Annotated in this window: 10 protein-coding genes; 2 read left to right on the top strand and 8 right to left on the bottom strand. The window is 58.1% G+C overall.

The annotated features are described in order from the left end of the window. Window positions 1–71 precede the first annotated feature (71 nt). The 8 genes from P9L99_14825 to P9L99_14860 form a co-directional block, all read right to left on the bottom strand. Window positions 72–593, bottom strand: coding sequence for a hypothetical protein (locus tag P9L99_14825; protein MDP8224633.1), 522 nt, complete (start codon window positions 591–593; stop codon window positions 72–74). A gap of 864 nt (window positions 594–1,457) precedes the next feature. After that, on the bottom strand, window positions 1,458–1,922 hold the full coding sequence (locus tag P9L99_14830; GenBank protein MDP8224634.1) for a thermonuclease family protein: 465 nt from the start codon (window positions 1,920–1,922) through the stop codon (window positions 1,458–1,460). Beyond that, window positions 1,919–2,365, bottom strand: coding sequence for a hypothetical protein (locus tag P9L99_14835; protein ID MDP8224635.1), 447 nt, complete (start codon window positions 2,363–2,365; stop codon window positions 1,919–1,921). Before P9L99_14835 ends, P9L99_14830 begins: the two co-directional genes overlap by 4 nt. 508 nt (window positions 2,366–2,873) lie before the next feature. Further along, the gene (locus P9L99_14840; protein MDP8224636.1) at window positions 2,874–3,911 is read right to left on the bottom strand and encodes a DUF3883 domain-containing protein; all 1,038 of its coding nucleotides are present in this window, start codon (window positions 3,909–3,911) and stop codon (window positions 2,874–2,876) included. A gap of 420 nt (window positions 3,912–4,331) precedes the next feature. After that, window positions 4,332–6,053 carry an ATP-binding protein gene (locus tag P9L99_14845; GenBank protein MDP8224637.1) on the bottom strand — a complete coding sequence of 574 codons (1,722 nt, stop codon included), beginning with the start codon at window positions 6,051–6,053 and terminating at the stop codon, window positions 4,332–4,334. Further along, complete coding sequence (locus P9L99_14850; protein ID MDP8224638.1) at window positions 6,050–7,234, bottom strand: SIR2 family protein; 1,185 nt, start codon at window positions 7,232–7,234, stop codon at window positions 6,050–6,052. Before P9L99_14850 ends, P9L99_14845 begins: the two co-directional genes overlap by 4 nt. A gap of 771 nt (window positions 7,235–8,005) precedes the next feature. Next, window positions 8,006–8,797, bottom strand: coding sequence for a hypothetical protein (locus P9L99_14855; GenBank protein ID MDP8224639.1), 792 nt, complete (start codon window positions 8,795–8,797; stop codon window positions 8,006–8,008). 198 nt (window positions 8,798–8,995) lie between these two features. Next, window positions 8,996–9,433 (bottom strand): ribonuclease H, encoded by a 438-nt coding sequence (locus P9L99_14860; protein MDP8224640.1) that lies wholly within the window; start codon window positions 9,431–9,433, stop codon window positions 8,996–8,998. A 532-nt stretch (window positions 9,434–9,965) separates the two neighbouring features. Between P9L99_14860 and P9L99_14865 the strand changes: the two genes are divergently transcribed. Continuing rightward, window positions 9,966–10,721 (top strand): hypothetical protein, encoded by a 756-nt coding sequence (locus P9L99_14865; protein ID MDP8224641.1) that lies wholly within the window; start codon window positions 9,966–9,968, stop codon window positions 10,719–10,721. After that, the gene (locus P9L99_14870) at window positions 10,714–11,229 is read left to right on the top strand and encodes a hypothetical protein (GenBank protein ID MDP8224642.1); all 516 of its coding nucleotides are present in this window, start codon (window positions 10,714–10,716) and stop codon (window positions 11,227–11,229) included. Before P9L99_14865 ends, P9L99_14870 begins: the two co-directional genes overlap by 8 nt. The last annotated feature ends 2 nt before the right edge of the window (window positions 11,230–11,231 follow it).

The following is an 11,231-nucleotide window of genomic DNA, read 5'->3' on the forward strand; positions in this document are numbered from 1 at the left end:
CCTGGAAGTGCTTGAATACGCTCATTGAAACTGTGCATTGACAGAACAAGAGAGGAAACACTAACCTTGATTCAGGTGTTGCACTTTTCAACCGCCATGTGCTTCACTTTTCGACCGGCGCTTACAGGTTTATCCAGCGCTTGACAAACCTCTGCTAAAAGCAGCAAGACACCACGCCGGTCGGCATCCACGATCGCCGTCACTTCTTCAGTCACCGGAAACGATACGTGCGCGTCCACCCCATACTTCTCGAACAACCGCCGCAGTTCCGCTGCACCCTCAAGCGCAAGGCGAAGGTGCTGCTCCGCCTCGCCGTACCGCTCGCGCTTCAGGGCCAGAACCCCGGCAAGGAACGCCGCGTCGGGTTGCCCCGCCGCTACGGGCCGGAGGTGCCCGTAGGCGGCCTCGTCGTCGCCCGTGACCATGCACCGGCAGCCGTCGACGAACCCCTCCTCGTCCTTCGAGACGGCCAGGCGCTGGAAGAAGCCGAGAGTCAGGCGGTCAGCGGGCCGGACCTCGGGCGGCGGAGGGGCCGCCACGGCTCCCGACGCCGCCCGGCCTTTCGACCAGCGCTTGTCTTCGTACCAGAACAAGCCAGTGCCGGGGATGCCGACGGACTTCCGCGTGCCCCGGGGGCCGACCGTGAACTTTGCGCCCCGGGGGCCAAACGAGAGGCTCGCGCCGGACTTCGAGAGGTTCACGTGGAGGCCGGGGGCGATCTTTAACCTGCGCCAAAAGCGTAAAGCCATAACACCGCCGTTTCTCCCAACGAGAGGTCGCGCGCTTCTACGCAACGCGCTCCCACTGCGGGCCGTAATTTATCCGCACCGGGTCTGCGTCAAGGTCGTCGAGAAAACTCAGGAGGCGTGAAAATCTAATGAATTGAATTAGCACTACTTGAAACTGGGGGCAACCGAAAATACAGATAATTTGTCAAGAGTTTCGTTGTCGGTTGTCGTTTGACTGAAGCAGCCTGGAGGGCCTTCGTTGGCCCGGGGTGGTAGTGCCGTGAGACCATGCTACAGAAAACCACTCTTTCCCTAGAGATCAGACGAGACCGGCGACGCCCTCTCAACACGTCGACAACGACGCCAGTGCGCCGCTCAATCTGGCTCACAGTTCCGCCAGTTGTGACATCGCGGGCAGGGTCGCTCCGACTGGCGGAGCTGTCGCTGCCGGACGCGCCAGGTGATGCCCTGGCTCGCGGCGGTCGAACCGTGGAAACGCGCCGTTGTCGCCGTCGCGTCGGCCACCTGCGCCACCCACACCACACGCCCGAGTTCTGGCAGGCCCTGGAACCGGCGATGCCCGACTTCGTCCGACGCCGCGCCTGGCTGGCCGAACACGGGGCGGAGTTTTGGTCGTCAATTGCCTACAAAAGACCCAAACGTGCCAGCAGTTCCAGCAGGTCCGCGTACGCCCGCGAGGCCGCAACTTGTGCCGGGGTTAGGCCCGATTTATTGGCTCCTTGACAACATGCTTTTGACGTACAAATCGTAGCGCGCGAAAGCGAAGCGGGTCATCAGCGCGGCGTGCCCTTCAACGAGCAATTGCAGGCCGATGTCGCGGCCGTCCAGCTCAACATAACAGAGTTGGCGGCCGTAGCGGTCCTCGCGGTTGCTCAGCGCATCGTAGACCAGGTTCACGGTGCGGCCCTTCACGAGTTCCGTCAGCCGATTCTTGGCGGCCACGGCTCCGGGTTGATCTTTGCGGCCGTCGCGCCCCAGTTCGGGGGTGTCGATGCCCACGACGCGCACGTGGACCGTTTGCGCGGTCCGGAGCTTGACGACAATCGTGTCGCCGTCGGTGACCGACTGCACCGTCGCCTCGCCCGGCCATTCAGCCGCGAAGGCGCAGGTCACCAGGGCGAGCAAAAGTAAAAGCGAAAGAAAACGCGCCGTTGAAACTCGGAGCGTCTTCAAGATACCGCCTCCTGGATTTCCTCTGTGAACTGAAGCCCGGGATTTGCGACAACGTTTGCGAAAAAACGGGCGATAGCGTTTTCAATCGCAAGACAGTCCTTCTGGACCAATTCATAAGGCTCAACCGAGGCGAAGAGGTACCCCGTTCCATCGCAGATTTTCACAAGCCGTTCCGGGGCAAGGGTGAAGAGGAGGTCGTGGCGCGGCGCAATCACCGTGCTTGAAAGTTCTCGCGCAGGCAAAGAAAAACCGACCGACCGGACGTTCTGTTCGTGGTTTATCTCAACCGGGATACCGAGTTTTATTAAATGATTGGCGACGACATACAACCGATCAACTAGCGCTTGTTTCGCCGCCTCCCAACCTGTTACAGCGGAAGCCCCGGCTTCGATTTTTTTGCGATATACTGTGGCAAATGTGGTCAGCTCTTCCTGTTTGTGCACTCTTCAACTCCTGACTTCAACGGTTTCTGAAAAAAAAGCGAGATGAAAGAGGAGAGAGTTCCGGGAGTGTCACCACCCGAAACCGGCCACGATGACCGCGGCCACGCCGTCCCTTGAGCCGGTAGGCCAGCGTAGCCGTGGGGAAAGCCACTGACTTCCGCGGGACCGACGAAACGGTGAGCATGGCGGATAGGACCTCGACGAAGCCAAGCACCACGGCCACCCAACCGACCAACCCATCAAGTTGAAACTGCTTCCTGCCTTTAGTAACCATATTGCAGAAAATATCTGCAAATTGGCCGAGTTTCAACCTAAGAATAGTGGTCTATGACTTCGCCTGGTACCCGCCTTTGGTCTTCACCGCCGATGGCAGCCACCATCGTGGCCTCCGGCGTCGCGCCTTTCGTGACGAGCCCCCCCCGCCTGCGTCGCACGTTCGGTGGTCGCGCGTTGGTGGAGCGGCTTGTTGCCGTTTTCCGTCAGCACTCGCTCTGCCGCTTCTCGAAGGTCAAAGCTCGCAAAACCTTTCCGTCGAAATAGTCGCCCCCGTACGCTCCACCACACGTGCTTGGCGCATCCGATTTTTTGTTTTCGACCACTTCTGCCTCGTCGTTCCTTTTTTCCGGTACACTTCGACGCGCATTTCTTTCCCCTTCGGGGCGATCTTGTAAAGAACCGGTTTCTTTCCACGGGCGTTGGTGACAATGCACAAACGGTAGCCCGGTCGGAATTTTGAAAAGTAACGGTATTCGTTCGGCGAAAGCTCGGCGACTGGGTCGGGGCCGCTCCGCCCTTTGACTTCGATGCGTAGGGTCTCTTTTCCGCTTGTTGCTTCGAGGTCCCAACCGACACAGAGGGACTCAACCGACACGATGTCGTACTTCCTGGCAACATAGAAATCTGTCACGCATTTTATTGCGGCCATTTCCACTTGCCGGTTACGCTTCGCATCAACCGTTCGAGTCCTCTTGCCACCGATTGTGGGGTTGCCATTTGAGTCGACATAGTCGAAAATGGCCCGGGCGTAGGCGGCGACCTTTTTGTTCTTTGTTGGGTCACAGTACCACAGTGCGTTGCTGCCTGTGAATCCTCGGCCCGCTTGGCGCGACAGAGGGACTGGAAAGTTCCGTTCTCGGGCCGGTACCATGTAACAGTTATTTTGGGCGGCGCGGGCAATGTACCAGCAATTGTCTCCGTCCTCTCCAGACCTTCCGTACTCTTGGGTTTTCCCGAATAGCGTGGCGTTTTTGTACCAACCGACAATCACCTGCCCCCCCTCAGGGTGCAGCGCGAACCAAACAACCAACAGACTATCGACCGCTCCCGCCTCGGAATTTGAAAAGTTCCGTGCGAGGTTTGGTTCGACCGGAGCGTAACCGTAACAATTTCCCCTGAATGGTTTGAAGTTAAACTCCTCGTGGCCGCCCCACTGATTTTTTTCATTGAACGACCCACCTCCGATGATTTCGTCTCCTCCCCCTCTTCTTCCCCAATATTCTTCCATCCAACCGGTTCTCAAAAAAACGATTTTCCCTGAAATTGTCATCTTTCCTCTCCCTGATTCGATCCACGTTGGGCCAGAGGCGATGGATCGCCCGCGATCAGATAACTACACACCATCGTTCTTTTTTCAAACCGTCGCCGATAGTGAAAAGCGCCCCAAGCTCCGCCAGCGTGCGCAGGTGCTGCTCGACCGAGGTGCGATGCGCCCGTCTTCGTGGGCGATGACGACCGGCTTCTCGAAACAGTAGTCCGGCCGCGCCAGCGACGACGGGTCCGGAGGATCAACGCCGAGGACGGCAGAACTGCTGGTAAACGCCACGCTCGTGGGCGCTGCTGGCCGCCCACCGGGCGATGAACCTTTCGATCCCCTCGTCGACCATCACATAGACTCTTTATCGTGTTTTCTTTGCACTGCCGAATTATTGGACACGCCCATATTGTTTTTCAACCTCATTCGCGCACCTTACTTTAGCGTCTTACGTTGCTGACATCTCCAACGGTTTCCGATCTCTATCAGGAGGGCGTCGTCGACCTGTTCATGCTGCCATCCCGCGTCGAAGTCAACATCCTGAGAGCGCGGTAGTTGGTTATCCTGAAGAAGCCTGATCAAGACCCTTGAGGGAAGAGAAGTCGCTTGGCCGACGAAAATAGCTTCTCGTCGGCGCAGTCCCGATAAGACCTTCGTCAGGCCAGAGAGAGAGTCGGGAAGAATCGCCCTTACGTGCTCGCGGTCAGTGTCGTTTGTGATCCGAAGAACGATCCAGGAATTACATTGCGAAAGGACGGTCGCTTCCACCTCACTTGGTCGTTGCGAGACGAGCATCAGGCCGATCCCGTACTTTCGCCCTTCTTTGGCCAACCGCCGGATGGCTTCTTGAGCTGCTTCGTACTGCGCTTCTCCGACGTTCGGCACGTAACGGTGCGCCTCCTCGCACACCAGAAGAATAGGATTCTGTTCTCTCTCGTCAGGCGTCTGCCAGAGCTTCACGGAAAAGAGTGTTCGGGCGATGGCGGAACTCGCCGCCCCGGCCACCTCGTTGGGGACTCCTGAGAGGTCCACAATCCGCATTGGGTGTCCGTTTCCTAGGAACTGCCCTACGACTACGTTGAACGGATCAGAGGCCCCATCCCACTCCTGCATCATGAAGCTGAAACGACTGTCTCGTCTCAAGATGTCTAGCTTTTCGAGGATCGAGTTGTGCTTGTCCTGCTTGCTTGGCTGGGTAGGTTTCTTCGCTTCGACCAGGGCCTTGAACCTTTCTAAGGAGTACGGAACTGGCGAGTCGACGGTTAGAAGCTGCGGATCGAGGTTCAAGACGGGCTTCGCGGCGGCCTCCTGCCTCGCCACCATCAGCGCGTCCTTGACGATGTTTGCTTGGGAAGTTGCCACAAACTCAGTTTTCCCGATGAGCAGGGCGATGGTTTCCTGGAAGTTCAACAGCCAGTAGGGGAGGAAAAGCGTCCCCTCGTCGGTGGAGAGCCGCTTGTGCCCGTCGAAAGCCCTGCCGTACTCGTTGTGTGGGTCAAGCAGGACAATACGAGGGTTCCATTTCGTATAACCTCTCTGCTCCCCGCGCTCAAGAACGCAGTGGAGTATCGCCGCAACTGTTCCTGACTTTCCCGCGCCCGTCGAACCGAGAACGGCCGTATGCTTCCCGAGAAGTTCGTTCAGGTCGGCGAAGGCGGGCGCTCCGCCAGAGCCCACGTGTTCCCCTATCTCGATGGCTGTTTTACCCCGCTGGCCGAAGATGAAAGCCAGTTCCGTCATGGGCGTAAGGTAAACCTTCTGCTGCGGTAGTGGAAACGACGAGATGCCACGCTCGAAGTCCAGTTCCCAGACGGCCGGTGTCTTCGCGGTGGTCCAACGCCACTCGCCCTCTCCGAAGAGGTCGGCCTCGACGATACGCGCCGAGGGCGATCCTGCCGTGATGATCCCCTTCTCCCGCTCGTAGTCGCTCTTCATCCGGAGGCGGCTGACGTAACCGTAGATGATGCGCCTGCCGAAGTGGATGCGGATGATGGAACCAAACTGACCGATGGGGTAAATCACGCCACCGTAAACGCGGGACAGCTCGGCGATACCTGCGTCCAGTTCCGCGATGATGTGGGTTCCGTCGACCTCGACGATAACGCCTATGCCCAGGTTGTCTATCGGTTCTCCGGGTCTCCGAGTTGCGGCGCTCATCGCTCTCCTCCCAGCAGCCGGGCGAGGGTCTCAAACTTCCACCAGAGTAACGGCTCCTCCGACTTGAGCTTGGTGTCAGCGTGAAAGAAGCCTCGATTGGCGTGAACCCGGACCTGCGGTGACAAGGCGGGGTCGTCCGTCCACTGCTTGAGCAGGCCGTCAGGAACGTCGGCATTGGTGAAGACCAACAAAGTCAACTGTTGAGCCGACTCCCGCAAGGCCCGGTCTATCTCGATGTTGATGTGGGCGTCCCCGAAGGAATAGCCGCAGATAACCAACACTACCTCATGACCCGGATGCGGCCGTAACTCACGGCGTAGGTAGTCGAGCATCAAGGCGTGCGGGTCGCGCTGAGTTTCGCGATACTTCGTGGTGGCGGGCCAGATGAGAACCGGTTCCGAGTGCCCGGCGATCTGCAACCCGGCGCGGATGCGGCGGGGGAGGGTGTCACCATCGAGCAGGCACCAATCCACGGAACCGTGGAGCTTGAACACCCGAGCGAGGACACCGGACGTTTGATAGCAACCAACGTTCCACCAGCCGGTTGAGCCGCCGTAGAACCCATCTGCGTAACGTATCTGTTCCAACGAAAGGGCGTCTTCCAAGACCGTGTCGTAGTTTAGGGTGAAGTAGTCAACCGGTGGCCCTTGGTCCGATTTGCCCGAGAGCAGCGTTCGGTGTACCACCCTGGTGAAGTCTCGATGGGTTGCAACGTCTGTGCGAACGCTTCGGATCGTGTCGGCGATGCCCATTTTCAGGACCGATAGAGCTTCGACCAGGCCTTCCCTCGTGTACTCTTGCTCACCGATCTTCAGGTGCACAGGGGCCACCGAGCGTGTGTGACGACGATCAGCGATGGCGATGAGGTCTACCAGTTCGCTCATATAGTCTTCGATGTTGCACCCTATGCCGCCAGTGAAATTCGCCTTCAGACCCTCCAAGATCGCACGGGAGGTGGCTTGCTCAGGCTTCAGATTCCCTTCGACCTTTTCTGTTAACTGTCCCAACAGTGGGAGTCCAGCACACTGACTACACCCGGCTCCGGTCAGAAAAACTCTCTTGCCCTGCGAGAGCAGCTGAATCAAGTCTTCGACCGGCTTCGACCAGGGGTCTCTCCGGAAAGGACTGAGATCGACAATAGGAACGTCTCGGTCCACAGACGCCACAATTTCTGCACTCATGTCTGTCCTCTTGCAACCGCATCAGCGTACTTATGTTCGGTAGCCTCGGCAAAATGACACGCGCAAAGGCCGCGTAAGATCACACCCTGCGAGCGTTCATCTATTTTTACGGCGTCTGCGTCACGTTCGTCGAGAAAACTCAGGAGGCGTGAAAATCTAATGAATTAAATTAGCACTACTTGAAACTGGGGGCAACCGAAAATACAGATAATTTGTCAAGAGTTTCGTTGTCGGTTGTCGTTTGGGGTGTAAGTCGGTCATATGGTTTTCAGTCCTTTCGCATCCAAGCTCCAGTACCAATTACTTCCTCGATTCTCTTTTTCGATACCTCACCGAACCGATTTGTACTGCGGTACTCTACGATTTTCCTAATGAAAAACAGTAACGTCAGCTTCGGATGTGTCAACGTCGATCATTATTTGCAGGTCTTTTTCTGGATCAATCCCAAGATAGAGACTGCTGTTTCTCCGCCTGTCTTTCCACACCATATAGATGATCCGAATTACCGGCTCGACGAGCTGTGCTGAGAAGATCAAGATATTCCAGTCAATCGCTGCCGCCAACCTTTTACCAGCAGGTTCCCAGGTCTCAAGCTCTCCACTGCGCTCTTTTTGCTACTTGTGAATCTCAGCGTAGATTTCCTCTTCGCCAACCCGGTGTCCGTCGCCTCACCCCCCTACTCAAAAGGTTGCAACCACCTGGAGCGCCGCGACGCGAGACCGCCCCACCAGAACGGCGAACGATGATGGTCGCCATCCCAAAAGTCGGCGGCTACGGTAAGCGGCGGAGCCTCGCGATCAATTTGCGGTGCTGGTTAGCACTGACCGTGCACCCGAGGGCGTCGTAGACTAGCTCCCCCAAGAGGGCCTCACCCTCTTGGGAAAAAAACCGAGTCCAACTTCCATCCAGCCGCCCGACGGTCTTCAGTACGTCGGCCATCGCCTCGTGTATTGTCGCGGCGGGCCTCCAAGCCAGCGCAACCGGTTCTGGTCGCTCCAAGATGAGGATGCGATGAACCTCCGATACGAGATCGGCAAGCGCGGGCCGACCCGGCGTGGGCTCTTTGCGCCGCTGGCGACTACCGAGTGTTCGCTCCGCCCCCTCGTTCTCGCTCGCCGGGTTCTGATCCATGAAACGATGCTCAGCCAGCGCGCGGAACAACAAGGCGGCAGGGTGGTCGGCGGGATCACCGTTCGTGGCCGGGTCAGCTGCGCAGCACCCGCTGGCGAGGGTGACGATTTCTCGACGCTCGGGAATTGGGGGATACTCCCGCCTCCAAGAATCAATACGGTCCTCCAGATTCCGATATCCTTGGCCTCCGTCTCCCCGGCGCTCGTGGAAAACGACCGGCTCCGGGATCGGCGCCTGGAACACGAAAACGGTCGTTCCAGGTTCTAGCTGACACCACCGCTTGATGAGGGCGCCAAACCGTGTGTCCGCCGCAACCACCGCCGCTAGTTCGGCTCGGAGGCGCTGCGTCCGATCCCCGCGCTGAGCGAAAAACCAGAACCCGAGACCAGTCGGGCTCCGTACGGGGTCAATCTTTGCCATCAAAAGTCTCATAACAATCTCCTTTCCACGGATTCACGCATGGGTAGGTCATGTCCCCAGTGAGATGATGATGGGATGCGCGGCTCGGCGTTCTCGTCCCCAGTGGGATCGTCGCAGGCCAGTTCGACCGGTTCGGGCACAAGCACAGCGATACTGGGAAAGATGGGTTCGTTCTGCATGGTCAACTCCTTGTCTATCGGTTATATGTTCTTACTCGTTGATTTGCCGGTCCAGCTCTTCGCAAGCCAATCGGTGGACCTCCTCGTTCATCTCGTGTCCGTTGTGCCCTCGCACCCAGATGAACTCGACCTCGCGCGTGGAGACCAGCTTCCGAAGCTCGCGCCATAGGTCCTGGTTCAGCACGGGCTTGCCGCCGGAGTTGAGCCAGTGCCGGGCGATCCACTTGTCCATCCACTTGTTAAAACCGTCGACGAGGTATTTGCAGTCGGAGACGACTTTGACCTTGGCCCTCTCCGGCGTTCTCTTCAGTCCCTCAATAGCGGGGAGAATCTCCATCCGGTTCGACGTAGTGCTTTCCGCGAATCCGACAACCGCCTGTCGTTCGTTGTCATGAACGATTACGCACGCCCAAGCGCCTTTGCCGGGATTTTCATGTATCGAACCGTCGGTGTAGATGCTGTAGGACATAACTGCTCCTCCTGATGCTGACGGGCGCCCCGTCAAAGTTTGATGACCCTCTTATCTTCGGCCACAGGAGGTCTTCGGTGATGATGCCCGAGGGTGGTTGGGTGGGGGGGGCTGGTGGAGCAGTCCGATGGGTAGACCAGGATTCCCCGGGTAGCTGCGGAACAGAGATGGGGCCGGATCACAAGGTGGGTTGTTGAGACGATCTGGGCGGCTTTGCCCGTTGAAGTGTATTCAAAATTAATCGACCCAAATTCGTTCCAACTTGCGAGTTCGAGCGACGCTCTAACTCCTCCGCCCCGACGTCGGCCCCTTAAACGAGTCAATGATTTTACCATCTGATAGCAAAATTATCAAGCAAATACCAGCCTTTGGCCTCGATAGTCGGTGGGGTCATCACGGGAGGGGGGGGGCGTCGGTCGGCCCTTTCGGCGGCCCGGGTTGGGTCATTTGTAAGTTAAAGGCAGACGGTGGCGAAACTGAGGGCCAACGGTTGGCATCGCAGCTTTCGGCACCCAAATTGGAGGTAGGTCGGATGAATACGAAAGGGAAAAGCGCGTCGGCACAAAATGAAAACGACGTCGCGGGATGGATCGAGCAGCCGCTGGAGGCATACGAACAGCAGTCCTATGGCGACATCGCCCAGAAAGTGGAGGAACATTTTAAGGTAACCGACATGGGCAAGCTTGAGGTCGGGATACTTCTCCGTGACACGTTTTTCGGCAACGACGAGAAGCGCTTTCGGTCTCGGTCACCGAAGGAAAACTCGGTCCGCCGGTTGGCCCAAGCGCTCGCGCATCGGGGCAGGGCGATGCTCCCACGGTCAACCCTGCACGAGATGATCGCCGTCGGCTTCGACGACGAGAGGCTCGGCATATCGGTCAAACAAAAGGCGAAGCTGAGCTACACCCACCGCGTCCGTCTGCTGCGGGTGAAGGACCCGGCGTTGAAGTTGAAACTCGCGCTGGAGGTTGTGAAGAAGGGTTGGTCGACTGACGCCCTCGCCGACAGAATCAAGGAGGCGATCGGAACCAAGAAGCGCGACCTAGTGAAAGGGGTGCTCAACGACCTCAAGCGCGTTAGGGAGAGTCTGGACACGCTGGAGGACTCGGATGCCGTCGCATCCGACGACCTGGTACTCATCGTCGAAGGGCTCAAGGGTCTCGCCGAGAAGGCGGCCGAACTCTATTGCACGCTGTACCCCGAACAAGACTCCCAGGACGTGTCCGAGCGCTCGGACACCGAAGCATCCGACTCCCCCGCTGCCGAGGAGGAGGTGGCCCATGCGTGAGGGAATAGTCACGTCGGAATCACGCCGCAAGAAAACCTTCACGGAAGCGCGCTTCATCGGCGTGCGGGAGAAGAGTGGACACCTGCTTTGGCGGTTCGATCTGCCTGGATCGACCGTCGAGATCGTCACGACCAACGAACAGCTGGATTGCTCAAAAGAGTGGATGGTGCTGGCTCTGAGCAACGAGGAGACAGACAACGTCGATCTTCGAGTACCCGTCGCCAGGTCGGCTATGTCGATATTGGGCGACTCCGGCCTTCCCCTCGTCGTCGTCCTCACGGTCAATCGCAAACGGTCTATCGGATTCTGTGCAGTAGTCGTCGATTACGTCGGCCACTTTATTAACATGGTCGAGTTATCTGGGCGCGTTCTTCCTGTAGAGGTTGAGCTCGGAAAAACCGGCAGGCCGCGTTCGTTTCGATTTCTGAACCTGAGACTGAATGACGCCCAGGTCACCCGCGAGGACCCACCCGATGAACCGGGTCCGGCCACGGACGAGGTGGTGTAGCG

It is taken from the genome of Candidatus Lernaella stagnicola (assembly GCA_030765525.1).
GTDB classification, from domain to species: Bacteria; Lernaellota; Lernaellaia; order Lernaellales; family Lernaellaceae; genus Lernaella; species Lernaella stagnicola.